This is a genomic window from Bradyrhizobium ferriligni (genome assembly GCF_056837965.1).
On record NZ_JBXEJO010000010.1, the window covers coordinates 14,056 to 37,963 of the forward strand.

Sequence of the window (23,908 nt, forward strand, 5' to 3'; positions counted from 1 at the left end):
TCAATCCTTGCGGAACACGATCGAGGCCATCCAGCCGGTCATCAGCGCCATGAACGCGGTGATCAGGCCGTAGACAAAGCCGTTCTGCCGCGCGGTGGTGGCGACGAATTGCTCGAAGCCGACCTTGACGATCTCGAACGCGGTCTCGGCCTTGGTCACCAGCGCGCCGTCGGAAAACAGTTTGATCTCGACATTATAGGTGCCGATCGGCACCTCCGCCGGCAGCGGAATGCCGGTGCGGAACAGCGTCGGGGTCAGGAAGGTCACCGCCGAGGTCGCCTCACGGTACAGCCCGTGCTCGGAGCGCAGCCGCACGAAGGCGCTGCGGAAGGGGTCGTTCGGCACCACGTCGGCATAGTCGGGCCCGACCCGCTGCATCAGCAGCACGTTGTTGAGGCCGAGCTGCTGCCGCCGCTGCACCTCGGGCGAGGCGATCTGGTCGAACGGGCGATTCGAGAACAGCGCGAGATAGCCCGGCACCTGCAGGAACTGGCGCGAGTCGGTGTTGATCCAGATACCGAACTTGCGCTCCTTGCGCCGCGTGACCATGTCGGCGCGCGGGCCGGAGACCGTGACGACGAGGTCGTAGTTCGCGCGGTTTGACGGCGTCTTGTCGTCCTTCTCGACCGAGCCGAACAGCACGAGCTCGCCGCCGGAATAGTTCGGCGTCACCGTGACGCGGTGATTGGAGACCGACACGATCAGGCGCTCGGCATGAGCGGGCGCGACCGCCAGGCAGGCGACGCCGAAGCCGATGATCGCGAGCGCCGTGCGCAGCCTCATGGCGGGGCTCCGCCGGTTTCGCGGATGCTGAACAGGTCCTGCGGCCGGATCACCAGCTCCACCGCAAAGCGGATGCCGACCGCGAGCACGAGCAGGCCGAGCAGCAGGCGCAGATGCTCGCCGCGGATCTTCTGGCCGGCGCGAGCGCCGAACTGCGCGCCGGTGACGCCGCCGACCATCAGGATCAGTGCCAGCACGGCGTCGACCAGATGGTTGGTCACGGCGTGCAGCATGGTCGCGAACACCATGGTGACGAGGGTGAGCACCATCGAGGTGCCGATCACGGTCGAGGTCGGCACCCGCAGCACATAGATCATCAGCGGCACCAGGATGAAGCCGCCGCCGATTCCCATCACCGCGCCGATGAAGCCGATCGCGAGCCCGACCACGACGATCGGGATGACGGAGAGGTAGATCTTGGAGCGCTTGAAGCGCAGCTTCAGCGGCAGGCCATGGATCCAGCCATGGCTGCCGGGCTTGCGCAGGGTGACGGGGCGGCCGCCGCGGGCGCGCAGCATCGCGCGCAGGCCTTCCCAGAACATCAGCCCGCCGACCGTCGTCAGCAGGATAACGTAAGACAGCGCGATCATCAGGTCGAGCTGGCCGAGCGAGCGCAGGAAGGTGAAGGTCCATACCCCGAGCGTGGTGCCGAGCGTGCCTCCGACCAGCAGCACCGCCGCCAGCAGCGGGTCGATCGCGCGTCTGCGCCAATAGGAAATGGCACCGGAGAATGAGGAGGCCGCGATGTGGCTGGCGACGGAGGCGACCGCGACCGCGGGCGCGATGCCGACGAAGATCAGCAGCGGCGTCATCAGGAAGCCGCCGCCGATCCCGAACATGCCGGAGACGAATCCAACCGCCGCGCCCATCGCCAGGATGAGGAAGACATTGACCGGAATGTCGGCGATCGGGAGGTAGAGCTGCACGCGCGTCGCTTCTTGTCGGTTCGCCGCGCGATCGGCGCAAGGCCGCATCACGGCGTGATGTCGTTCTGGTCGGGCATTCTCCGGCTGAACGAATCCGGTCGGCGCGCAAGAAGCAGGCGAACGCGGGTCGATTGCCGCGTTCTTGCATAACTGAAATCGGCGGGGGGAGGGACTAAAGAATCCGCTCCCGGGGGCATTTTTCGCCGCACTCGGCCGCCGTCTGCGGACGTGGTTGATGATTCAGATTAATGACGCCCGTGCCGCCTCACGGCCGATCGACAGGCTTGGTGATCAGGTTCAGCGCGAGCGCTTCCTTCGGGTTCAGCCAGCGGATATCGGAGGTTTGCGACATCGCCTCGACGATCCCGGAAGAGACGCCCATCTTGGTCATGTAGCCCAGCACCATGCCCTGGATGCGTTGTGCCTCGGCGAGGGGATCGCTGACGGGCGTGCTCGTCGTGAAGCGATGCACGCCGAGCCGCGAGCCCGCGATGCCATAGCGGGTCTGGCCGCCGGCATAGACCAGAACGCAGGCGCTGGCGCAGGACGCGGGGCGGAGCTTGCCCGAGGCGCCGGCGGTGGCGACCGCGGTGACCAGCCCGCGCGTGCGGATGACCTCGCCCATGATGGCGGCCTGGTTCAGCGCGCCGCCCGGCGACGACAGCAGCACGACGTCGCCTGGTGCGAGACGCGCCTCGCTGAGCCGGTCACGGAACCAGCTCGCGCTGGCCGAGCCGATCTTGCCGCCGATCGCAAGTGCCCGCCGGCCGCGGCCCGATCCGTCGATATCGACCTCGGGAATCACGGCCGACGTCATGCTGGCCGCGATGTAGGTCTCGCGCCAGAAGTCCCAGGCGCCCGGCGTCGACAGGTCCCGGTAAGCCTGGATGGCAACGCTCGACAACAGCAGCACGAAGATGATGATGGACCAGAGCGAGAACCGGAACGCGCGGGGCCGCGATGCCGCGTTCCCTTGCGGCATCGGCGGAGGCGAGGCCGAGGGGCGCCGGGCAAATGGAGACGGCGCCTGTCGCGGCGGCGCAACGCGGGGACCGGTCGGCGACGAACGGTGGCCCGTTCCATCATCCTGGCGATCGTCGACGGACAAGCCTGACCCTCCGGAACGCGTGCGCCGATGGCGCGGAACTGCGCGCCTGTCTACACGGCGGAGGGCCGGAGGTATAGGACAGCGGCGCCGTCAAGGCGCCGCAGCCGTCTCGAACCTAGCGAGCCGGAGCGGCGAGCGCCGCGGTCCGCTTCGAGGGTTGCTTGACCGGCTTCGCCGCTGCGGGCTGCGCGGTAGCGCCGTCCCAGCCGCCGGCGGGGGCCGGCACGTTGACCGCATCGCTCGGTTGTGGCTCGGCGGTGAAGGTCTGGATTGCCAGCTTCGCTGCGGCCAGCGACTGCGGGTCGAGCCGCTTGGCAATATCGTCGCGCTTGTGGCCGGCGTCGGCGTCGCCCTGCGCGGCCGCGAGGCTGAACCACTTGAAGGACTCGGCGAGGTTCTGTTCGACACCGATGCCGCGGGCATAGAGGATGCCGAGATTGACCTGGCTGTCGGCAACGCCGCGATCGGCCGCCTTGCGGAACCACTGCGCGGCGCTCTTGTAGTCGGCGCCCTTGCCGCCGCCATCGGCGTCGAGCACGGCGAGATTGTGCATCGCCTTGGCGTTGCCGCGCTCGGCGGCCTGCACGTAGTAGCGTCGCGCCACATCGAAGTCGCGCTTCACGCTGAGGCCCTTCTCGTAGAAGGTGCCGAGCCGGAACATCGCGGGCACCACGCCGGCCTGCGCCGCGCGGCCATACCATTTGGCGGCTTCGTCGACATTGGCGGTCACGCCCTTGCCCTCGGCAAAGCGGACGCCGACTTCATAGGCCGCGGCCGCATCGCCCTTGATCGCGGCGGTGCGCAGCGCCGGACCACCGATTGCGTCGGGCAGCTTCTCGCCCGCCGGGATCTGGACCATGGCGAGCTTGCCGCCGAGCGGCGGTGCGGTCGGAATCGTGCCGGTGACGTCATTGGCGGCGGCTGTTGGCGTCGCAGCCGGCTCAGGCGCGGCGGCAGGTGCGGGCGCGGTTGCCGGTGGGATCGTCACCTGCGCGCTGTCGAGCGTGTTCGGCGCCGCCGTGTTGTTGGACTGGCGCCCGAGTGGGGTCGGCGAGGTCATCGATGGCCCGGGGACTGACGACCCGGGCATGCTGGACGGCGCAGCCGGTGCGGGGGCTGCGGAATTCTCGGCAGGCGGCTGCATGGGCGGCGTGGCCGGCTCGCTGTGCTCGATCGCCGGCATCTGCGGCGCGGAGCTGGTGTCGAGCAGGTTCATCGCCATCTTGGCGGTCGAGAGGAGGATTACGACCACGCTCGCGCCGACCAGCAGCGAACGGATCTTGGAGGTGATGGTCGAAGGCTGCGCCTCCGGCGCGCCAGTCGCCGTCGCGCCGGCCGCGGCCGGGCCGGACTTGGCGGCAGCCGCCTTCGCGGCTTTGTCGGCCTTCTCCTTGGCCTTGGCTGCAGCCTTGCTCGCGGCGCGCGCCGCCTTCTCGTTGACGGGTTGCGCGGCAGCGGCCTGCGCGGCGCGGCGCGCGGCGGCGATGAAGCTCGATGTCGAGACCGGCTCCTTCTTGCCGGAGGGAAGATCGCTGATCGCGCGCTCGGAATCCGCGATCCGCTCCGACGGCGAAGCGACGCGGCCGGAGGGGCGCGTGCCCGGTTCGAGCGGATGATCCGGCGGCAGTTCCGGCGCGATCGCGGCGCGTGCGGACGCCGCATGCGGCTCGAGAATCTCGCTGATCGCGCGCGGCGGCAGCGGCGGCGGCGGCGCGCTCTCGACCGACTGCGCGGCATGGAATTCGCGCGGCGCGGACATGAAGTGCTCCTGCGCCAGCGCAGGATTGGGCAATTCGGGCCTGTACGATTCAGGCTTGTACGCTTCAGCTTTGGGCTGCGCGATCGGCTGCGACATCGCCGTGCGCGGCATCTCCATCCGCGGAGCTTCCATCCGCGATTCGGCCGGCGCGGGAGCTGGCGGCGCGGTGCGCACCGTACGCAGATCGTTCTCGATCATCGCGAGACGATCGACGACATGGCCGAGCGTGTTGTGAACGGTCTCCAGCGAATCCTGGGTGCGGCGGTCGGTCTCCGACTGGCTGAAGCGGATGTCGGACAGCTCGCGCTTCACCATGTCGACGATGCCGCTGTCCATCATCGGCTGCGGCGAGGAGCTGACGTTGCGGGCGGCGTCGGCGAGCGAGGCGATGTGCGCGTGTTGCGCCTCGAGGTGCCGCATGATGTCATGCAGCCCTTCCTCGACCCGGCCGAGATTGCCGGAGCGCTGGTCGGCGGACTCCAGGCGCTCGAGCAGATAGGAGACGCGCTGCTCGAGATGGGTGAATGCCGACGAACTGTCGTTGCCGACCTGCAAGCGGTCGATCCGTTCCGACAGCGAGCGCAGGGCGCCCTCGATGGCGTCGGTGTTGTCGTAGCCGGCCGGCCGCTCACGGGTTTCCAGCGTCGAGGCCAATGCGGCAATGCGCTGCTCGATCCCGGCGAAGGCATCGCCATAGGTCTCGGCGCGCGACATCTGCGACAGCTGGTCGACCTTCGCGGCCAGCGCATGCACGTCCCCGGAGAGCTGGAGCAGCGCGTCGTTGGAAGCGACGTTGGAGACGATGGCGCGCAGGGCGGCGATCGCGCTCTCGAGCTGATGCACCGTCGACGGATCGTCGTTGGCGCGCAGGATCATGTCGAGCTTGGCGCCGAGATTGCGGATCGCCTCGTCGTAGCCGGTGAGCTGCTCGGCGGGCGTCAGCGTGCGCAGCGCCTCGCGGATTTCCGACAGCGCGCGTTCGATGCCGGCGATCGCCTGGCCCTGGCCGTTACGGCCCTCCTGGCGGATCTCGTCGATCCGGTGATGCAGCGAGCGGATCTCGTTCTCGATCGACTCGATCGCCCGGCGCGGCATCGCCTCGGTGATCGCCTGGCGGATTTCCGCAAGCTCGCCGCGAAAGGCCGCGATCGACTGCTCAATATGGTCGGGCCGCTGCAGCGCCTCGATCTGGCTCGTGATCTTGAGTAGATGACGCTCGAGCGAGGAGAAGTCGGGCCCGGCCGGCGGCGGCGGCGCATAGGCGGCCATCGGCGGCGCGCTGCGCGGCGGCATTTGCCGTTGTGCTGATACATCGAGCTCGTTCTGGCGCGCGGCGATCTCCGCGATCGCGGAATCGAACGAGGCCGGGCTCAGCGGCGGCGAGGGGCGATAGACCTGGGCTGCGGCGCGCTCGACCGCCTCCGCCTGGCGCAGCCTCTCCTCCAGTTGCCGGTCATGCATCTGCGACTCACGGTGCATCTGCGATTCACGCATCGGCTGCGGCTCGCGCGCCGGCTGCGGCCGCGAAATTTGCGACAGCCGGGCATCGAGGCGCGAAATCGCGTCGTTCAGCTGTCGTGCGACGGCGGGCTGGCCGCGCGGCACTTCGGCGCGCACCGCTTCGGCGCGCGTCACCGGCTTTGCAATTTGTTCGATCTGGCGGGTGATGGCGTCGAGCCGCTGGTGGATATCGGCGACCTCGCGGCTTTCCCGGCTCGGCATCGGCTGCCGCTGCTCCATGCGCCAATCCGGCGGGCTCGGTTCGCCGACGGTGGAGTTGAGCCAGTCGTTCAGCGACATGCCGGCGCGGCGCGCAGCCGCCTCGGCCCTTTCGCGGACGGAGGGATCGATGCCGTCAACACTCCACGATACGCGCGAATTCATGATTCCGTCCGGTCCCGACTCCGGCGCTACACCCTGCGCCCGCAGCCTCCCCGCGCATTCCCGTTAAGAGACAATCGAATTCTGCGCTGGGCGTCTGCCTCAGCTGCTGACTTTTTCCCGTCACGGTAAATAACGGGTTAAGGAATGCGGCCGACGGGCTCTAAAGTTAGGGAATCCGGGAACCTGTTGCGCCGGATCAGGACAGCGACAGCGACTTGTGTTGCCGCCGAACTTCTCCTTCCCCCTGAAAGGGGGAAGGTCGGGATGGGGGTCAGCCGCACACACTGCTGCGTGTGGAGAGAGATGATCCCCACCCGCTTTGCTCTTCGAGCAAAGCAACCTCCCCTTTTCAAGGGGAAGTTGGAGATTTGTTTCTAGCCGTTGCTCTCGCGCTTGCCGTCGTCGAGCGGCAGCACATTGCTGCGGCCGGACATCGCCGACAGCGCGTCGAGCGCCTCTTCGCACCATTCCACCACCATGCGCTCATGGCGCATCCCGAGGCGCAGGCTGAGCATCTTGCCGACGTCGGCCGGCGGCGCGGTGCCGTCGGGAAAGCGCTTGTTGAGCAGGCGCTCGTAGCGCTCATAGCGGTCGCGGTGATGCTCCAGCCGCGCCATCAGGTCGTTGCGCAGCGGCTCGATGTCGACGCAGTCGAGCGCATAGAGCCGGACCAGAAGGTCGTCCTTGATCGAGGGCGGAACGCTCGGCCGCGCCGCCCAGTGCTTCAGCGCCGCGCGGCCCTCGGCCGTCAGCGTGTAGACCAGCTTGTTGGGCTTGCCCGACTGTACCACCTCGCGGCCCTGGACGTGGCCCTTGTCGCGCAGCCGCGAGAGCTCGCGGTAGATCTGCTGATGGTCGGCCTTCCAGAAGAAGCCGATCGAGGCGTCGAACGTCTTGGCGAGCTCATAGCCCGTCATCGGACGTTCCGTGAGGCAGGCGAGGATTGCGTCACCGAGTGCCAACGCCCACCTCCATCTCAGTTCCCCAAAAGGCCATTCTGAAGTTTGCTTGACTTTATGCGTTACTGTGCATATGCGTCAATATGCATATGGTGATCGGCGTGCCGCGCTGTCGCGCGCGCCGGTGGTTCAGGCTTTTCTTAAACCCCGCCGCAGGAGACGTCCGAATGAGCAAGCCGGGCCTCGACAAGTGGTACGCCTACATGAAGTCCCACGACACCGCCGCTCTGTGGGATCTGCTGCATCCCGACGCGGTGTTCGAAAGCCCGGTCGTGCACACGCCGCAGCGCGGCCGTGACATCACCTTCAAATATCTCACCAGCGCCGCCAAGGTGCTCGGCGGTCCGACCTTCAGGTATCTCGGCGAGTGGCAGAGCGACACCGGCGCGGTGCTCGAATTCGAGAACGAGATCGACGGCATCAAGCTCAACGGCGTCGATATCATCACGTTCGATGGTGACGGCCGGATCACGCATTTCAAGGTGATGGTGCGTCCGCTGAAGGCGATCAACCTGCTGCATCGGATGATGGGCGAGGAGTTGATGAAGCAAAGCGGCGCAACGTCGCAATCACAGTCGCGATAGCATCTGCCGCGGACCTCCGGAACCGGATAAGGTCCGCTCCAACAAACCCAAGGACACGCTGCGCAGCGTCCGTCGCACTTGCGGCCACGTGCCAGCCGGGAGACCAGCATGCCAACCTACAAAGCCCCCGTCGAAGACGTCAGCTTCCTGCTCAACGACGTTTTCCAGATCGACCGCTACGGCAATCTTCCCGGTTTCACCGATGCGTCGGCCGATGTGCGCGAGGCGATCCTCGGCGAGGCCGCCAAGCTCAGCGAAGAGGTGCTGCAGCCGCTCAACCGCACAGGCGATCTCGATGGCTGCAAGCGCAGTGACGACGGCAGCGTCACCACGCCAAAGGGCTTCAAGGATGCCTTCAAGCAGGTCGCCGAAGGCGGCTGGCTCGGCCTCTCGGCGCCGACGGAATTCGGCGGCCAGGGCCTGCCGGTGACGCTCTCGCAGGCCGTCAACGAATTCCAGATCTCCGCCAACATGGCGTTCTCGATGTATGGCGGGCTGACCATGGGCGCGACCGCGGCTCTGCTGGTGCACGGCACGCCCGAGCAGAAGCAGACCTATGTGCCGAAGATGGTCGCCGGCCAGTGGACCGGCACCATGAACCTGACCGAGCCGCAGTGCGGCACCGATCTCGGCCTGCTCCGCACCAAGGCGGTGCGCCAGGCCGACGGCAGCTTCAAGATCACGGGCACCAAGATCTTCATCTCCGCCGGCGAGCACGATCTCACTGAGAACATCATCCATCTCGTGCTGGCGCGCATCGAAGGCGCGCCGGCCGGCATCAAGGGCGTCTCGCTGTTCGTGGTGCCGAAGGTGCTGGTCAATGCCGACGGCTCGCTCGGGGCGCGCAACGGCGTCAGCTGCGGCTCGATCGAGCACAAGATGGGCATCCACGGCAATTCCACCTGTGTGATGAACTACGACAACGCCACCGGCTGGCTGATCGGCGAAGAGAACAAGGGCATGCAGGGCATGTTCGTGATGATGAACGAGGCTCGCCTCGGCGTCGCCGTGCAGGGCCTCGCGCAGTCCGAGGTCGCCTATCAGAACGCGGTCGCCTATGCCCGCGAGCGCCTGCAGGGCCGCTCGCTGACCGGCGTGAAGGAACCCGAGAAGCCGGCCGATCCAATCATCGTGCATCCCGACGTGCGCCGCACGCTGCTCACCATCCGCGCCTTCAACGAGGCGGCGCGCGCCATGGTGGTATGGACCGCGCTGAAGAGCGACGTCGCGCACCGCTCCAACGACGCCGGGGATCGCCAGGCCGCGGACGATCACATGGGCCTGATGACGCCGGTGCTGAAGGGCGTGTTGACCGACACCGGGTTCGCCAACACGGTCTCGGCGCAGCAGATGTTCGGCGGCCACGGCTACATCGCCGAGCACGGCATGGAGCAGTTCGTGCGCGATGCCCGCATCGCGATGATCTATGAGGGCGCCAACGGCATCCAGGCACTCGACCTGGTCGGCCGCAAGCTGCCGCGCGACGGCGGCCGCGCCGCGATGGCGTTTTTCGGAGAGGTCGGCGCTTTCGCCAAGGAGCATGGCGCCGACGAGGCGATGAAGCCGTTCATCACCCCGCTCTCCACCGCGCTCGGCCATCTGCAGCAGGCCACCGGCTGGCTGATGCAGAACGCGCTGACCAAGCCAGACAATGCCGGCGCCGCGGCGACCGACTACATGAAATTGTTCGGCCTCGTCGCGCTCGGCTATATGTGGGCGAAGATGGCCAAGGTGGCGCAGGACAAGGCCGCTGCCGGCACCACGCCTTACCTCAACACCAAGCTCGTGACCGGGCGCTTCTTCATGGAGAAGCTGCTGCCGGAGACTGCCGTGCATCTGGCCCGGATCCAGAGCGGCAGCGCCACCACGATGGAATTGGCCGCGGAAGCGTTCTGAAGCGTTTTCCAGCGAAGTGGAGACCGGTTCGCGTGAAGAAAACGCGTCAAACAAGAAAGCCTTGAAAAATTGCCGCCGCACCGCTGCGGCGGCGTGTCCTTCCGTATATATTATGATCCTCATATCAAGGAGGGCGTCATGCCTGAGGCATACATCTACGATCACGTTCGTACCCCGCGCGGCCGCGGCAAGGCCGACGGCGCGCTGCACGAGGTCACCGCGCTGGCGCTCGCGACGGTGCCGCTGAAGTCGCTCAAGGAGCGCAACAATCTTCCCGAGGATTCCGTCGACGACGTCGTGCTCGGCGTGGTCGACCCGGTCGGCGAGGCCGGCTCCGACATCGCCCGCTTCGCGGCGCTGAACGCCGGCCTCGGCGAGAAGGTGCCGGGCGTGCAGATCAGCCGCTTCTGCGCCTCCGGCCTCGACGCCGTGAACTTCGCCGCGGCCCAGATCATGAGCGGTCAGCATGAGCTCGTGATCGGTGGCGGCGCGGAATCGATGAGCCGCGTCGGCATCGGCGCCTCCGGCGGCGCCTGGCCGATGGATCCCTCGATGGCGGTGCCGGCCTATTTCATGCCGCAGGGCATCTCGGCCGACCTGATCGCGACCAAATACGGTTTCTCGCGCGACGACGTCGACGCTTATGCGGTGCAGAGCCAGCAGCGCGCGGCCAAGGCCTGGGACGAGGGCCGCTTCGGCAAGTCGGTGGTGCCGGTCAAGGACGTCAACGGCCTGACCATCCTCGCCAAGGACGAGCACATGCGCCCGACCACGACGATGCAGTCGCTGGCGCAGCTGCAGCCGTCATTCGCGGCGATGGCGGCGATGGCCGGCTTCGACGCGGTGGCGATCCAGTCGCACCCCGAGGTCGAGAAGGTCAATTACGTGCATCACGCCGGCAATTCCTCCGGCATCGTCGACGGCGCCGGCGCTGTGCTGCTCGGCAGCAAGGAGGCGGGCGCCAAGTATGGCCTGAAGCCGCGGGCGAAAATCCGCGCCTTCGCCAATATCGGCTCGGAGCCCGCGATGATGCTGACCGGCCCGGTCGACGTCACCGAAAAGCTGTTCGAGCGCTCCGGCATGAAGAAGTCGGACATCGACCTGTTCGAGCTCAACGAGGCCTTCGCCTCGGTGGTGCTGCGCTACATCCAGGCGTTCGACATCGACAACGCCAAGATCAACGTCAATGGCGGCGCGATCGCGCTCGGCCATCCGTTAGGGGCGACCGGCGCGATGATCCTCGGCACCGTGCTCGACGAGCTCGAGCGCACCAACAAGGAAACCGCGCTGGTGACGCTGTGCATCGGCGGCGGCATGGGTACCGCCACCATCATCGAACGGGTGTAACCGAGCAGGCAGCGTCATCCTGAGGTGCGAGGGCGAAGCCCGAGCCTCGAAGGATGGATAAATTCATCGGGTCATCCTTCGAGGGCCTCGCAAGAGCGAGGCCACCTCAGGATGACGGAGAGATTGGGAACCGCAACATGGCTTACAAGAATTTCAAGTTCGAAGTCGACGCCGACGGCATTGCGCTCGTCACCTGGGACATCCCTGATCGTTCGATGAACGTGTTCGACGAGCTTTCGACCCAGGAAATCGACGAGATCATCAAGCAGACGACCGGCGATGCCGCGATCAAGGGCGTCGTGATCACCTCGGCCAAGGAGGCGTTCTGCGCCGGCGCCGACCTCTCGATGCTCGAGGGCATGAACCGCTCTTACGCGCAGCTCTTCAAGGAGAAGGGCGAGGAAGCCGCGAACCAGATGCTGTTCGAGCAGAGCCGCCGGATGTCGCAGTCGTTCCGCGCGATCGAGACCTCGGGCAAGCCGTGGGTCGCGGCGATCAACGGCCTTGCGCTCGGCGGCGGCTTCGAGATCACGCTGGCCTGCCATTACCGCGTCGCGGCCGAGAACCCGAAGACCCGGCTCGGCCTGCCCGAGATCAAGGTCGGCCTGTTCCCCGGCGCCGGCGGCACCCAGCGCGTGCCGCGTCTTGTGCAGCCGGCGGACGCGATGCAATTGCTGCTCAAGGGTGAGGCGGTCAATCTGACCCGCGCCAAGGCACTCAACCTGATTCACGCCGTGGTGCCCGCGACAGACCTGATCAAGGCCGCCAAGGACTGGATCAAGGGCGGCGGCAAGGCGGTCGCGCCGTGGGACGAGAAGGGCTTCAAGCTGCCCGGCGGTCCCGTCTTCTCCAAGATGGGCATGCAGATGTTCCCGGCCGGCAACGCGATCTATCGGCGCGAGACCTACGACAATTATCCGGCCGCGCGCGCCATCATGAGCTGCGTCTATGAAGGCCTGCAGTTGCCGATCGACGCTGCGCTGCGGGTCGAGTCGCGCTACTTCACCAAGGTGCTGCGCTCGAAGGAAGCCGCGGCGATGATCCGCTCGCTGTTCCTGTCGATGCAGGAACTGAACAAGGGGGCCCGCCGCCCAGCGGGCGTGCCGCCGACCAAGGTGAAGAAGCTCGCCGTGATCGGCGCCGGCTTCATGGGCGCCAGCGTCGGCTATGTGTCGGCGCAGGCCGGCATCGACGTCGTGCTGGTCGATCGCGACCAGGAGAGCGCCGACAAGGGCAAGGGCCACGCCAAGACCGTGGTCGACGGTCTGATCGCCAAGGGGCGGATGAAGCAGGACGCGGCCGACGCCATCCTGGCGCGGATTTCGACAACGGCCGACTACAACGTGATCTCGGACTGCGACCTCGTCATCGAGGCCGTGTTCGAAGACCGCAAGGTCAAGGCCGACACCTATGCCAAGGCGCAGCCGCTGCTCAAGCCGGGCGCCATCTTCGCCTCCAACACCTCGACCTTGCCGATCAATTCGCTGGCCGAGGAGTTCAAGGACCAGGGCAAGTTCATCGGCATCCACTTCTTCTCGCCGGTCGAGAAGATGATGCTGGTCGAGATCATCCTCGGCAAGAACACCGGCGACGTCGCGCTGGCGACCGCACTCGACTATGTGCGCGCGATCGGCAAGACGCCCATCGTGGTGAACGACTCCCGCGGCTTCTTCGCCAACCGTTGCGTGATGCGCTACATCTCCGAGGGCAACGAGATGCTGCTCGAAGGCGTGCCGCCGGCGATGATCGAGAACACCGCCAAGATGGCCGGCATGCCGGTCGGGCCGCTGTCGCTGCAGGACGAGGTCGCGCTCGATCTCGGCCTGAAGATCACCAAGGCGACCGAGGCCGATCTCGGCCCCAACGCGATCGACCAGGCGCAGAAGAAACTGATGGTCGAGATGGTCGAGAAACAGGGCCGCTTCGGCCGCAAGAACGGCAAGGGCTTCTACGACTATCCCGAGAAGGGCAAGGGCCAGAAGAGCCTGTGGCCGGGGCTCGCCAATCTGCAGCCGAAGCAGCTCGATCCCGACACGCTCAGCGTCGAGGAATTGAAGCAGCGCTTCCTGGTGGTGCAGGCGGTGGAGGCCGCGCGCACCGTCGAGGATCACGTCATCACCGACGTGCGCGAGGCCGATGTCGGCTCGATCCTCGGCTTCGGCTTCGCGCCGTTCACCGGCGGTGCGCTGTCCTACATCGACTTCATGGGCACCAAGAACTTCGTCGCGCTCTGCCACAGCTTCGAGAAGAAGTACGGCTCGCGCTTCACGCCGCCGAAGCTGCTCGAGGAGATGGCCGCCAAGGGCGAAACCTTCTACGGCCGCTTCCCGCCGAAGAAGCAGGCGGCGTAAACTTCCGGGGCAAACTCGCGCAGGATCAAGCCGGTCATCGATCCGACTTGATCCTGTTGTGCGACGGTCATGCCGGTCAAAGTCCCGCCACGCTTGTTCCCCACTGGCACCACGCTGCTGGCATCACTCTTGCTGGTCGATCGCCGGGGCGACGATCAGCGTGAGGGTGTCGTGCGATGAGTTCTGCGCTCAGGGAAAATGCCGCGGAGGTCGTGGCGAAGGATCCGTTGCCTTCGTTGCCGCCGTCGCGGCGGTGGAAGCCGCTGCGTCTGCGGGGCAAAGGCCCGTCATGGACTGGCCTCGCGCTACTCGTTCTGGCCGCGGATATTGTGCTCGCTGCGGCGGTCTGGCAGGCCGTCAATTTCTTCAGCTATTGAGTCGTTATGCCCCGGCGAGAGGAAAGCGCCGGCGAGATAGGCGAACTGGTTGAAGGCGAGGCAGGCGACGACGATCGGAGCGCCGGTGGCAAAGGAAAAGCCGTCGGATTGGAGCACGATCGCCGCGAGCACCGCGATCAGCGGCGACTCCAGCATCAATGTCCAAACCCGAAAGTACAAACTGGTTGCCAGCCCAACCAGGGTGCTGGTCAATAAAAGGGTAAAGGCGATCGTCACATTTTTAGACCAGTTGGAGCGGAGGGCGCCGCAGGTCATAGTCGGTCAGTTGGATCGCTCGAACAAGGACGGCCACGCCCTCAGCCGGAACTACACCGACTTAGTATTAATCGCTATAATGCAGGTTAAATTGAGACTTTCCGCCTCCGGTGTCGAGAAAGGGGATCGGCGAATCCACAACAAAAAAGAGCCGGATCGATCGACCCGGCTCTATCGCGGTCGTGGTGAGCGAGCTCAGGCCGCCTTGAGCAGGCCTTCCTTCTTCAGCGCCTCCTGCACCTTCGGGCGCGCCGCGACGCGGGCCTTGTAGGCGGTCACGTTCGGCAGGCCGGAGAGATCGAAGCCGAGCCGGTCCTGCGCCCACATGATCATGGTGAAGAGGTAGCCGTCGGCGACCGTGAACTGGTTGCCCATCAGATAGTCGCGTCCGGCGAGCTGGCTCTCGACATATTTGAACTTGCCCATGGCGCGGTCCTTGAAGAAGGCCTTGGCGTCGTCGGCGAGCACGGGCGAGAACATCGGGCCGAGATTCTTGTGCAGCTCGGTCGTGGTGTAGTTCAGCCATTCGAGCAGCTTGTAGCGCTCGTTGGAGTCCCTCGCCGGCGCCAGCTTCTTGTCGGCGGCCTTGTCGGCGATCATCTGGATGATGATCGGCCCCTCGGTGACCATCTCGCCGGTATCCAGCGCCAGCGCCGGCACCTGGCCCTTAGGGTTCACCTGGAGGAAATCCTCGCCGTTTTCGAGCTTCTTGGCGCGCAGATCGACCTTGATCAGGTCGTAGGGGAGCCCGGCCTCGAGCAGGGCGATATGGGGGGAGAGCGAGCAGGCACCGGGGGAGTAATAAAGCTTCATGGGGGTATTCCTTCCCTTGTTCTTGGCGTCCGGAGAGGGATTGCCTACATGCGCCTGCATGAAATAGTCAAGATTGATGCAGATGCATTCAGTGCGGTACACTCGGTTCCGGGACCCTATGAGCTAGACCATGAAACGCAAGCTATCGAGCGAGGCGACGGCCGCCTGGATCCGCCTGATGCGGGTGCCGAGCCGGGTGCTGGACTGCGTCGAGCAGGATTTGAAGAAGGCCGGTTTTCCGCCGCTCGCCTGGTATGACGCCTTGCTCGAGCTGTCGCGCGCGCCGTCGGGCGAACTGCGCCCGGTCGAGCTCGAGCGCCAGATGCTGATCCCGCAATATTCGACCTCGCGGCTGATCGACAAGCTGGTCGACGAGGGGCTCGCCGCCCGGCGCGAATGCAAGATCGACAAGCGCGGCCAGTTCGTCGAGATCACCGAGGCCGGGCGCGAACTGCAGAAGAAGATGTGGAACGCCTATTCCGCCGCGATCGACAAGCATGTCGGCTCCAAATTGTCGGACGCCGACGCGACCAGGCTGTGTGGTCTGCTCGACCGGCTCGGCTGCGCCTGCGGCGACGCCAAAGGCGACGTCAAGAACGAGACTAAGGCTGACAGCAAGGCTGCGCCTGCGCGAGACGGCGTGCCTGCCCGATGATATTGCTGATTCCATCATCCGCAGCCGTTGTGGCTCGCGGATGTCCCTGCCACCGCGCGCCTTCGATCGAAGCGCCCTTGAGTTGGATTATCTATGGCGCGTGACCAGATCGACATGACGCCGCTGCAGTCGCGCGACGAACTCGTGGCGTGGCTTGAAGCCGGCGTGAAGCCTGAGTCCGAATTCCGGATCGGCACCGAGCACGAGAAGACTCCGTTCACGCTCGAGGGCCATCAGCCCGTGCCCTATGAAGGCGCCAAGGGCATCGGCGCGCTGCTCGAGGGCATGAAGCTCTTGCTCGGCTGGGAACCGATCATGGAGCGCGGCAACATCATCGGCCTCTATGACGTCACCGGCGGCGGCGCGATTTCGCTCGAGCCGGGCGGGCAGTTCGAACTGTCGGGCGCGCCGGTCGAAACCGTGCATCAGACGCAGTCGGAATTGATGGCGCATCTGGCGCAGGTGCGGGAGATCGCAACCCCGCTCGGCATCGGCTTCCTCGGCCTCGGCATGACGCCGTCCTGGTCGCGCGCGCAGATCCCCGTGATGCCCAAGGGGCGTTACAAGATCATGCGAAACTACATGCCGAAGGTCGGCAAATACGGCCTCGACATGATGTTCCGGACCTGCACGGTGCAGACCAATCTCGACTTCTCCTCCGAAGCCGACATGGTGAAGAAGCTGCGCGTGTCGCTGGCGTTGCAGCCGATCGCGACCGCATTGTTCGCCAACTCGCCGTTCACCGAAGGCAAGCCCAACGGCTTCCTGTCGTTCCGTTCCGAGATCTGGCGCGACACCGACAATGCGCGCAGCGGCATGGTGCCGTTCGCGTTCGAGGACGGCATGGGATTCGAGCGCTATGTCGATTATGCGCTCGACGTTCCGATGTATTTCGTCAAGCGCGGCGAGGAATATATCGACGTCTCCGGCTCCTCGTTCCGGGATTTCTTCGCCGGCAAGAATGCCGCCCTTCCGGGCGAGCGGCCGACCCTGTCGGACTGGGCCAATCACCTCTCGACGATCTTCCCCGAGGTGCGGCTGAAACGGTACCTCGAGATGCGCGGCGCCGACGGCGTGCCGTGGGGCCGGCTGCCGGCGCTGCCGGCGTTCTGGGTCGGGCTGCTCTACGACAATGACAGCCTCGATGCCGCTTGGGACATCGTCCGCCACTGGACCGCGCCGGAGCGGCAGGCGCTGCGTGACGACGTGCCGCGCTTCGGCTTCAAGTCGCGGATCAAGGACCGCTATTTGTTCGAGATCGCCAAGGAGTGCCTGATCCTGTCGCATGCCGGATTGCGACGGCGCGGCCGGATCGATCATCTCGGACGCGACGAGAGCCGCTTCCTCGAGCCGCTCGAGCGCATCATCGAGGCCGGCCGCTCGCCGGCGGAGGAGATGCTGGAGAAGTTCAACGGTCCGTGGAAGGGCTCGGTGGAACCGGCCTATCAGGAGTACGCGTTTTAATCCCCGCTTGGCCCCAATCCGGGCCCGAAACGCGCGCGAACGGCGGTGGTGTCGCACCCGTCGTTCATCCGCCGTACAGGTTCATGGCGTTCAAATGACGACCCGCTAAACGCGCGGGGCTGCGCGAATTTGAAAGCAATCTCATGGGGATAGGCCGCCACTTTAGGGCGTGTGTGGTGATGTTTGCGGTCCTTGCGGCCGCTGTCGTCGCGCGCCCGGCATTGGCGCAGACCAATTTCGACCGTCCCGGCGGCGACTATCTCAACGCGCCGGTGACGACGGGCGATCCGGCCGATTGCGCGCTGACCTGCGAGCGCGACCGCCGCTGCCGCGCCTGGAGCTTCAACTATCCGACCGATGCCAACAACGGCGCGGTGTGCTGGCTGAAGAACACAGTGCCGCCGCGGGTGCAGGACGTCTGCTGCGTCTCCGGGGTGCGCGGTGCGGGCGTGGTCGAACCGCGCAACGGCGCCATCGAAACCTCGATCGACCGCCTCGGCGGCGACTACAAGAATTTCGAACTGAAGAGCAGCGACGGCGACGAGGCCTGCCAGGCCGCCTGCACCGCCGACAACAAGTGCCGCGCCTGGACCTACGCCCGGCCCGGCTATGCCGGCCGCGACGCGCATTGCTTCCTGAAGAAAGAGATCAAGCCGCCGCGCCGCAAGGCCGGGTTCACGTCGGGCGTGGTGCGGTAGCGAGGCACGCTTATCCAAATGGGTACAGCCATCTTCATTCTCGCACTGATGCCTTTGATCGTTGCTGGGTGGGCAATGCAAATGATGGTAGCGATGGCCCGAAAGCATGATTCCCCAAGCTTGGGATCGTTGCTCGGCGGCTCATTTTTGCAAGCGGACTACAACCGGAAATACTTTCGCATATTTGCGGTGTGTGTTCTGGGGGACGTGGTCTTTGCGATATTGGTCAATGTGCTGTTGGGAGTGGGGTGGCTGAGGTTTTAAGCTGCCTCAATTCGTGTTTTTCGTTCTAATCCGTAGCCCGGATGGAGCGAAGCGCAATCCGGGGCCGCTTTCCCAGCGGATGGACCAGTCCCGGATTTCGCTGCGCTTCATCCGGGCTACGAAGCTTCGAAGAGGCTACTCCGCCGCCAGCACCGTGATCTCGGGCCAAAGCGCCTTCCAGCGCGCCGCCTTCGTCGCATAGTTCGCCGCCGAAAAATTCGCGGTCCGGTTCGGCCGCACGATCATGCCGGCGACATCGTCGAAGCCGTTCGGCGCATAAACGTCGTAGCCGCGCGTGGTGCGGCGGATGCCGATCTGCGTGTTTTCGGTGAGGAAGCGATCGATGCCGTCGGTCGAACGCGACAGCGCCGGGTAGGGCAGGCCGTGCTTGTCGGGATACCAGAGATGGACGCGGGCCTGGTTGCGTACCTCGATCGCGACACCGAGATGCGCAAGCCGTGCCTTGAGCTCGCGGATCACCGCGTCCTCGGCCTCCCATGAGGTATCCGGATCGAAATAGAAGATGTCGTGGTCGCTGATGCCATGATCGAGCGGCCGGCGGGTCAGCACATTCCACACGGTCTGCACCAGGCAGCCGGCCACCAGCCATGCATCGGGCAAGCCGAGGCGGTACAGCTCGTCGGTGACGGCTTGATTGGCCGGGTTGCGCAGCGCGGCTGTGAGGAATTCGTCCTGCGTCACGACGAGGCGGTCGCGTCGTAGTCCTTGACTGCCTTCTTCGACGCCAGTGTGCGCCAGTGCCGGCGCAGCAAGGGCTCGACGGAGACGCGTTTGGCCTTCGACAGGCGGATCAGGACCATCGGGTAGTCGCGGTAGTGATCGGTGAAGTAGAACACTTTGGGCTGATGCTTGACCAAGATGTCGCGCTCATCGGGCGGTACGCCCGGCATCACCAGGCTGTCGCCGTCCTCCTTGAGCCGCACCAGCATCTTGTTGCGCACCTTCAGCGCCGGCGTGCCGTAGGAAGAGCCGTCCTCGACCTCCGGCCATGCCAGCGCGATGCGCCTGATGTCGTCGAAGGTCACGGCTGACCTCTCGCGGGGAATGTAGCCCGGATGAGCGAAGCGATATCCAGGACGGCCTCGACACATGCCCCGGATGTCGCTGCGCTCATCCGGGCTACGCGCTACGCGTCTACTGCACCGAAGTGAAGAAGCGCGCGAGGCGGAAGCCTGAGAGCCAGGTCCAGACCGGCTGGCTGCGGATGCCGAGGTCCCAGGAGCCGACCACGGCGTCGGCGCGGCCGATCAGATTGTCGATCGGCAACAGGCCAACGCCGCCGTCGCGTACCGGCACGCGGCTGTCGGCGGAATTGTCCCGGTTGTCGCCGAGCACGAACAGTTTGCCCGGCGGCACTGTGACTTCTTGGGTGTTGTCGAGCCGGCCGTTGTCGCGGATCTTGAAGATCGCGTGGTTGACGCCGTTCGGCAGCGTCTCGATATAGCGATACGCCTCCTCGCCGCCGCCGCGATCGTCTTCGGCGAAGCCGGTGCCGTCGGGCTTCAGCGTCGCCGCATGATCGTTGATGAAGAGTTGACCCTGCCGCATCTGGATGCGGTCGCCGGGCAGCCCGACCACGCGCTTGACCCAGGCTTGCGAGCGGTCGCCCGGCCAGCGGAACACGACGACGTCGCCGCGCTTCGGCGTCTCGCCGAACACGCGTCCGGTTTCCGGCAGCGTGATCTGGATCGGCAGCGAGGCCGCGCCGTAGCCATAGGGATATTTCGAGGCGACCAGCGCATCGCCGATCAGCAGCGTCGGCTCCATCGATCCCGACGGCACGTAGAACGGCTCGGCGATAGCGCCCTTGGCAAGGAACACGACGGCCACGATCGCAGCCAGTTGCACGGCCTGCCCGCGCCAGCTGGTCGGCTTGGCCGTCACGACTTCGTTTCCGCTGCTCACTAGCCCGTTCCTCCGACCGTAATCCGTTCCATCCTGAGCGTCGGCTGGCCGACGCCGACCGGCACACCCTGGCCGTTCTTGCCGCAGGTGCCGATTCCCGTATCCAGCGCAAGATCGTTGCCGATCATGGTGATCCTGTGGAGATCGGTCGGTCCGTTTCCGATCAGCATGGCGCCCTTCACCGGCGCACCGAGCTTGCCGTTCTCGATCTTGTAGGCCTCGGTGCACTGGAACACGTATTTGCCCGAGGTGATGTCGACCTGGCCGCCGCCGAAATTGGCGGCGTACATGCCGTTCTTCACCGAGGCGATGATCTCGGCCGGGTCGCGGTCGCCCGACAGCATGTAGGTGTTGGTCATGCGCGGCATCGGCACATGGGCATAGCTCTGTCGCCGTCCGTTGCCGGTCGGCTTCATGCCCATCAGCCGGGCGTTCTGGCGGTCCTGCATGTAGCCGACAAGAATGCCGTCCTCGATCAGCACGGTGCGGTTGGTCGGCGTGCCCTCGTCGTCGATCGAGAGCGAGCCGCGGCGCGAGGCCATGGTGCCGTCATCCACCACGGTGACGCCCTTGGCCGCGACCTGCTGGCCCATCAGGCCGGCAAAGGCGGAGGTCTGCTTGCGGTTGAAATCGCCCTCGAGCCCATGGCCGACGGCCTCATGCAGCATCACGCCGGGCCAACCGGCGCCGAGCACCACGTCCATCTCGCCGGCGGGCGCCGGCACCGATTCGAGATTGACCAGCGCCTCGCGCAGCGCGCCGTCGGCGGCGTCGCGCCAGGCCTTGGTCTCGATGAAACGCGCATAGCCCTCGCGGCCGCCATAGCCCTTGCTGCCGCTCTCCTGCCGGTCGCCCTGGCCGGCGACCACCGAGATGTTGACGCGCACCAGCGGGCGGATGTCGCGATAGCTCTCGCCGTCCGGCCGCAGGATCTCGACCACCTGCCAGGTCGCGGTGAGGCTGGCGGAAACCTGCCGCACCCGCGGGTCCTTGTCCCTGACATAGGCGTCGATTTCGCCCAGCAGCTTGACCTTGGCCTCGAATGCCGGCCCGTCCAGCGGGTTCTCGTCGCCATAGAGCTTGATGTTGGTGTGGGCGGGCGCTGCGGCGAAAGTGCCGGCATAGCCGCCGCGGACGGCCGCGACCGCATCCGCGGCGCGGATCAGCGCCGGGATCGAGACGTCGGAGGAATGCGCATAGCCGACCGCGTCGTCCTTGACCGCGCGCAGGCCAAAGCCCTGCGAGGTGTCATAGGTCGCCTGCTTCAGCCTTCCGTTGTCGAACACCAGCGCCTCGGTCTGCCCAAACTCCAGGAACAGCTCGCCGTCGTCGGCGCCTTCAAGTCCGCGCGCCACCTCGCGGCGGACGGCATCGCGGTCCAGATTGGCGCGGTCGAGCAGGGATGTCGTGGCGGGATTGGTCATGGTCACTCCGACGCAATGCGATTGCTTGGCGATTCCTCGTCATCCTTGCCTGAAGCGCAACTGATTGCCAGTGGGGAACCCGCAGCAGGGATTTCGGGGGATTGAAGCAGAGACGAGCGGAAAACTCATCTTACAACCCGGAAACCTGTACCGGTCCCGGTTCAGGCCCGGACGGCGATCATCAAAGATAGTGGTTGGGGTGGCAAACCGGGAGTGCCTGCGACTATGCGGTCGATCACAGTGCCCCGTCGGTCTCCTCACCTTGTCGTCATCACCTTGAGCGCCGATCCGCCTTCCGCGGCTGGCTTTCGCCGGCATCGCCCGATTGCGGCTTCGGCTGCGCGGTGCCCTGTGCCGAGGTCGGAAAGCCATGCTCCTGCGCCCAGCGGTACAGTTCGTCGAACACCGGCTTGAGCGCCTTGGCCGACGGCGTCATCTCGTACTCAACCCGTGGCGGCACCTCGGGATAGACCGTGCGCTTGACGAGGCCATTGGCCTCGAGATCGCGCAGCTGCGTGGTCAGCATGTGCTGGGTCACGCCGGGGATCGACTGGCGCAGCTCGCCGAACCGCCGCTTGCGCTCGACCAGTTGCCAGAGGATGTCGCCCTTCCATTTCCCGGCCAGCACCGACAGCGCGCGATGAAATTGCGCCGACAGGTCGCCGTTGCACGGCTCGGACGCGGCCGGAGGCTCGGCAGGCCCATTAGTCAGTTTTTTCATACTACCTCACAAAAAGCATCCTACTTGTTCTTTTCATCTTACTCCCGAATTTAGACCACCGAAAGCCGCGGGCCAGCCGCCGATCGGTCGGGCAGCCGCGGTCCAGCCTTACGAACAACTCGGGAGTCATCAATGTCAGTTGCAGTTGCCGCGGCGCCGTCGCGCTGGAAATCCGTCAGCCTCTGGGTCGTCAGGGGACTGCTCGCATTGGCCTTTGCCGCCGCGGGCGCCGCCAAGCTCTACGGCGTGCCGATGCTGGTCGAGGAATTCGACCATATCGGGCTCGGTCAGTGGTTCCGCCATTTCACCGGATCGCTGGAGCTGCTCGGCGCGGTCCTGATCCTGCTGCCCCCGGTCGCAGCGTTCGGCGGCGTGCTGCTCAGCTGCATCATGGTCGGTGCCACCATCAGCCATCTGTTCGTGATCGGCGGCTCGCCGGTGCCTGCCCTGGTGCTGCTGACATTGAGCGCGATCGTCGCCTACGCCAAGCGCAGCCAGTTCGCCCTGCTCGCGAGCGCGCCGTGAGGTGAGCGCGATGCGCGTCTCTCGCCGCAAGCTGACAGTCGTGACCGGGCTGGTGCTGGCCTTCGCGGTGCCGTTCGCCGCGACAATGCTGCTCACCGGTTCGGTCGCGGCGGTCTCGAAACCCGAGCCCAAGAAACTTGAGTCCAGGAAGCCGGAGCCGCGCATGCACCGCCTGGTGCTGCCGATCAACAGCGACGACCCGACCACGATGCGGGCGCTGATCTCGACCGCGCTCAACCTCCCGAAATATTATCGGGAGCGCAACGAGCCGTTCGAGATCGAGGTCGTCGCCTACAACGCCGGCGTCCACATGCTGCGGGCCGATACCTCGCCGGTGAAGGATCTGCTCCGGGTGGTGAGGGGGCTCACGCCGGACATTCGCTTCGTGGTCTGCGAAGCCACCAAGCTCGGCATGGAGCGCGCCGAGGGACATCCGCTCGTCCTGCTCGACAATGTCGACCTGGTGCCGAACGGGCCCGGTCGCATCATCGAATTGCAGGAAGCCGGCTGGTCTTACATCCGGTCCTGAGCGATGCAGCGATCAGGCCAAGTGGAGAACCCATCATGACGTCAGCTCACGCACCGACGCGCCGCGCCGTTGTCACCGGCATGATTGGCGCCGGCGCCTCGCTCGCAATGCCCGCCGGAGCTGTGCGCGCAGCGTCGGAAGCGCCGCAATTCGGCACCATCCGGCACCAGTTCACGCAGGTCGAAGGCGCCCGCCCGGTGCCGCAGGTTGCGATCCCGGTGCTCGCCGGCGGCGCGCTCGATCTCACCGCGTTCAAAGGCAGGATGGTACTGGTCAACTTCTGGGCCACCTGGTGCGCGGCGTGCCGGACCGAGCTGCCGATGCTTGACCGCCTTGCCGCCAGCGGCCGCAGCGATCTCGTCGTCGTCGCTGTCAGCACCGATCGCAACCGCGCGCCGGTCGCGCCCTATGTCAAGCAGCTCAAGCTCCGCCACCTCGCGATCGGCTTCGATCCGGGTGGCCTCGTGTCGCGCGTCGACGCCGCCGAGGTCGACACGCCGTTTGCGCTCTACGGCATGCCGATCTCATTTTTGATCGGCATCACCGGCCAGGTCGAAGGCTACATGACGGGAGAGGCGGACTGGCTGTCCACGGAGGCGAGCGGGCTGTTCGACTATTATGCGGCGGGTGGGCGGTGAG

23 protein-coding genes are annotated in these 23,908 nt (G+C 65.9%); 11 read left to right on the forward strand and 12 right to left on the reverse strand.

Annotation, left to right across the window (positions count from 1 at the left end; all coding sequences use genetic code 11):
* The 5 genes from AC1VNY_RS07725 to AC1VNY_RS07745 all read right to left on the reverse strand — a co-directional run bounded on the left by AC1VNY_RS07725 (position 1) and on the right by AC1VNY_RS07745 (position 7,422).
* The gene (locus AC1VNY_RS07725; RefSeq protein ID WP_482404736.1) at positions 1 to 783 is read right to left on the reverse strand and encodes a TIGR02186 family protein; all 783 of its coding nucleotides are present in this window, start codon (positions 781 to 783) and stop codon (positions 1 to 3) included.
* Positions 780 to 1,709: a sulfite exporter TauE/SafE family protein gene (locus tag AC1VNY_RS07730; RefSeq protein ID WP_028339007.1), complete on the reverse strand. Its 930-nt coding sequence runs from the start codon at positions 1,707 to 1,709 to the stop codon at positions 780 to 782. Before AC1VNY_RS07730 ends, AC1VNY_RS07725 begins: the two co-directional genes overlap by 4 nt.
* Before the next feature lie 265 nt (positions 1,710 to 1,974).
* Positions 1,975 to 2,817, reverse strand: coding sequence for a COG3904 family protein (locus AC1VNY_RS07735; protein WP_482404737.1), 843 nt, complete (start codon positions 2,815 to 2,817; stop codon positions 1,975 to 1,977).
* Between the two features lie 115 nt (positions 2,818 to 2,932).
* A complete protein-coding gene (locus tag AC1VNY_RS07740; protein WP_482404738.1) occupies positions 2,933 to 6,460 on the reverse strand; it encodes a hypothetical protein in 3,528 nt (1,175 codons plus the stop codon).
* Positions 6,461 to 6,834: 374 nt separating this feature from the next.
* A complete protein-coding gene (locus AC1VNY_RS07745; RefSeq protein WP_057016062.1) occupies positions 6,835 to 7,422 on the reverse strand; it encodes a PadR family transcriptional regulator in 588 nt (195 codons plus the stop codon).
* A gap of 164 nt (positions 7,423 to 7,586) precedes the next feature.
* Between AC1VNY_RS07745 and AC1VNY_RS07750 the strand changes: the two genes are divergently transcribed.
* From AC1VNY_RS07750 to AC1VNY_RS07765, 4 genes are all read left to right on the forward strand, one after another.
* A complete protein-coding gene (locus tag AC1VNY_RS07750; RefSeq protein WP_482404739.1) occupies positions 7,587 to 8,003 on the forward strand; it encodes a nuclear transport factor 2 family protein in 417 nt (138 codons plus the stop codon).
* A 108-nt stretch (positions 8,004 to 8,111) separates the two neighbouring features.
* Positions 8,112 to 9,899, forward strand: coding sequence for an acyl-CoA dehydrogenase C-terminal domain-containing protein (locus tag AC1VNY_RS07755; RefSeq protein WP_482404740.1), 1,788 nt, complete (start codon positions 8,112 to 8,114; stop codon positions 9,897 to 9,899).
* A gap of 138 nt (positions 9,900 to 10,037) precedes the next feature.
* Entirely contained in the window at positions 10,038 to 11,246 is a 1,209-nt protein-coding gene (locus tag AC1VNY_RS07760; protein ID WP_438077184.1) for an acetyl-CoA C-acetyltransferase, read from the forward strand.
* Positions 11,247 to 11,383: 137 nt separating this feature from the next.
* Positions 11,384 to 13,597: a 3-hydroxyacyl-CoA dehydrogenase NAD-binding domain-containing protein gene (locus AC1VNY_RS07765; protein ID WP_482404741.1), complete on the forward strand. Its 2,214-nt coding sequence runs from the start codon at positions 11,384 to 11,386 to the stop codon at positions 13,595 to 13,597.
* A 305-nt stretch (positions 13,598 to 13,902) separates the two neighbouring features.
* On the opposite strand, the gene AC1VNY_RS07770 is transcribed toward AC1VNY_RS07765, so the two are convergent.
* Both AC1VNY_RS07770 and gstA read right to left on the reverse strand, forming a co-directional pair.
* Positions 13,903 to 14,211: a hypothetical protein gene (locus tag AC1VNY_RS07770; protein WP_482404742.1), complete on the reverse strand. Its 309-nt coding sequence runs from the start codon at positions 14,209 to 14,211 to the stop codon at positions 13,903 to 13,905.
* A 234-nt stretch (positions 14,212 to 14,445) separates the two neighbouring features.
* Positions 14,446 to 15,063, reverse strand: a complete 618-nt coding sequence (gene gstA, locus AC1VNY_RS07775; protein ID WP_482404743.1) for a glutathione transferase GstA — start codon at positions 15,061 to 15,063, stop codon at positions 14,446 to 14,448.
* 130 nt (positions 15,064 to 15,193) lie between these two features.
* Here gstA and AC1VNY_RS07780 point away from each other — a divergent pair, with 130 nt between their 5' ends.
* From AC1VNY_RS07780 to AC1VNY_RS07795, 4 genes are all read left to right on the forward strand, one after another.
* Positions 15,194 to 15,718, forward strand: coding sequence for a MarR family winged helix-turn-helix transcriptional regulator (locus tag AC1VNY_RS07780; protein ID WP_028338998.1), 525 nt, complete (start codon positions 15,194 to 15,196; stop codon positions 15,716 to 15,718).
* 93 nt (positions 15,719 to 15,811) lie between these two features.
* On the forward strand, positions 15,812 to 17,182 hold the full coding sequence (locus AC1VNY_RS07785) for a glutamate--cysteine ligase (RefSeq protein ID WP_212054777.1): 1,371 nt from the start codon (positions 15,812 to 15,814) through the stop codon (positions 17,180 to 17,182).
* 143 nt (positions 17,183 to 17,325) lie between these two features.
* Positions 17,326 to 17,880 (forward strand): PAN domain-containing protein, encoded by a 555-nt coding sequence (locus AC1VNY_RS07790; RefSeq protein ID WP_411780090.1) that lies wholly within the window; start codon positions 17,326 to 17,328, stop codon positions 17,878 to 17,880.
* 18 nt (positions 17,881 to 17,898) lie between these two features.
* Positions 17,899 to 18,144, forward strand: coding sequence for a hypothetical protein (locus AC1VNY_RS07795; protein ID WP_482404744.1), 246 nt, complete (start codon positions 17,899 to 17,901; stop codon positions 18,142 to 18,144).
* 135 nt (positions 18,145 to 18,279) lie between these two features.
* Here the strand turns inward: AC1VNY_RS07795 and AC1VNY_RS07800 are convergent, their stop codons facing one another.
* From AC1VNY_RS07800 to AC1VNY_RS07820, 5 genes are all read right to left on the reverse strand, one after another.
* Entirely contained in the window at positions 18,280 to 18,846 is a 567-nt protein-coding gene (locus AC1VNY_RS07800) for a nucleotidyltransferase family protein (RefSeq protein WP_482404745.1), read from the reverse strand.
* Positions 18,843 to 19,190: an MmcQ/YjbR family DNA-binding protein gene (locus tag AC1VNY_RS07805; RefSeq protein ID WP_482404746.1), complete on the reverse strand. Its 348-nt coding sequence runs from the start codon at positions 19,188 to 19,190 to the stop codon at positions 18,843 to 18,845. Before AC1VNY_RS07805 ends, AC1VNY_RS07800 begins: the two co-directional genes overlap by 4 nt.
* Positions 19,191 to 19,299: 109 nt before the next feature.
* Positions 19,300 to 20,070, reverse strand: a complete 771-nt coding sequence (lepB, locus tag AC1VNY_RS07810; RefSeq protein WP_016847099.1) for a signal peptidase I — start codon at positions 20,068 to 20,070, stop codon at positions 19,300 to 19,302.
* Entirely contained in the window at positions 20,070 to 21,494 is a 1,425-nt protein-coding gene (gene tldD / locus AC1VNY_RS07815) for a metalloprotease TldD (RefSeq protein ID WP_016847098.1), read from the reverse strand. The genes lepB and tldD overlap by 1 nt, the downstream gene beginning before the upstream one ends.
* A gap of 271 nt (positions 21,495 to 21,765) precedes the next feature.
* Complete coding sequence (locus AC1VNY_RS07820; protein ID WP_482404747.1) at positions 21,766 to 22,215, reverse strand: winged helix-turn-helix transcriptional regulator; 450 nt, start codon at positions 22,213 to 22,215, stop codon at positions 21,766 to 21,768.
* Positions 22,216 to 22,347: 132 nt separating this feature from the next.
* Between AC1VNY_RS07820 and AC1VNY_RS07825 the strand changes: the two genes are divergently transcribed.
* The 3 genes from AC1VNY_RS07825 to AC1VNY_RS07835 are packed head-to-tail and all read left to right on the forward strand — an operon-like array spanning position 22,348 to position 23,907.
* Entirely contained in the window at positions 22,348 to 22,740 is a 393-nt protein-coding gene (locus tag AC1VNY_RS07825) for a DoxX family protein (RefSeq protein ID WP_482404748.1), read from the forward strand.
* Between the two features lie 10 nt (positions 22,741 to 22,750).
* Positions 22,751 to 23,269 carry a DsrE family protein gene (locus AC1VNY_RS07830; RefSeq protein ID WP_482404749.1) on the forward strand — a complete coding sequence of 173 codons (519 nt, stop codon included), beginning with the start codon at positions 22,751 to 22,753 and terminating at the stop codon, positions 23,267 to 23,269.
* Between the two features lie 35 nt (positions 23,270 to 23,304).
* On the forward strand, positions 23,305 to 23,907 hold the full coding sequence (locus AC1VNY_RS07835) for a TlpA family protein disulfide reductase (RefSeq protein ID WP_482404750.1): 603 nt from the start codon (positions 23,305 to 23,307) through the stop codon (positions 23,905 to 23,907).
* The last annotated feature ends 1 nt before the right edge of the window (position 23,908 follow it).

Coding starts and splice junctions, on each gene's coding strand:
- AC1VNY_RS07725 (WP_482404736.1), bottom strand. CDS start 783: ATGAGGCTGCGCACGGCGCTCGCGATCATCGGCTTCGGCGTCGCCTGC.
- AC1VNY_RS07740 (WP_482404738.1), bottom strand. CDS start 6,460: ATGAATTCGCGCGTATCGTGGAGTGTTGACGGCATCGATCCCTCCGTC.
- AC1VNY_RS07750 (WP_482404739.1), top strand. CDS start 7,587: ATGAGCAAGCCGGGCCTCGACAAGTGGTACGCCTACATGAAGTCCCAC.
- AC1VNY_RS07755 (WP_482404740.1), top strand. CDS start 8,112: ATGCCAACCTACAAAGCCCCCGTCGAAGACGTCAGCTTCCTGCTCAAC.
- AC1VNY_RS07760 (WP_438077184.1), top strand. CDS start 10,038: ATGCCTGAGGCATACATCTACGATCACGTTCGTACCCCGCGCGGCCGC.
- AC1VNY_RS07765 (WP_482404741.1), top strand. CDS start 11,384: ATGGCTTACAAGAATTTCAAGTTCGAAGTCGACGCCGACGGCATTGCG.
- gstA (WP_482404743.1), bottom strand. CDS start 15,063: ATGAAGCTTTATTACTCCCCCGGTGCCTGCTCGCTCTCCCCCCATATC.
- AC1VNY_RS07780 (WP_028338998.1), top strand. CDS start 15,194: ATGAAACGCAAGCTATCGAGCGAGGCGACGGCCGCCTGGATCCGCCTG.
- AC1VNY_RS07785 (WP_212054777.1), top strand. CDS start 15,812: ATGGCGCGTGACCAGATCGACATGACGCCGCTGCAGTCGCGCGACGAA.
- AC1VNY_RS07790 (WP_411780090.1), top strand. CDS start 17,326: ATGGGGATAGGCCGCCACTTTAGGGCGTGTGTGGTGATGTTTGCGGTC.
- AC1VNY_RS07795 (WP_482404744.1), top strand. CDS start 17,899: ATGGGTACAGCCATCTTCATTCTCGCACTGATGCCTTTGATCGTTGCT.
- tldD (WP_016847098.1), bottom strand. CDS start 21,494: ATGACCAATCCCGCCACGACATCCCTGCTCGACCGCGCCAATCTGGAC.
- AC1VNY_RS07820 (WP_482404747.1), bottom strand. CDS start 22,215: ATGAAAAAACTGACTAATGGGCCTGCCGAGCCTCCGGCCGCGTCCGAG.
- AC1VNY_RS07825 (WP_482404748.1), top strand. CDS start 22,348: ATGTCAGTTGCAGTTGCCGCGGCGCCGTCGCGCTGGAAATCCGTCAGC.
- AC1VNY_RS07830 (WP_482404749.1), top strand. CDS start 22,751: ATGCGCGTCTCTCGCCGCAAGCTGACAGTCGTGACCGGGCTGGTGCTG.
- AC1VNY_RS07835 (WP_482404750.1), top strand. CDS start 23,305: ATGACGTCAGCTCACGCACCGACGCGCCGCGCCGTTGTCACCGGCATG.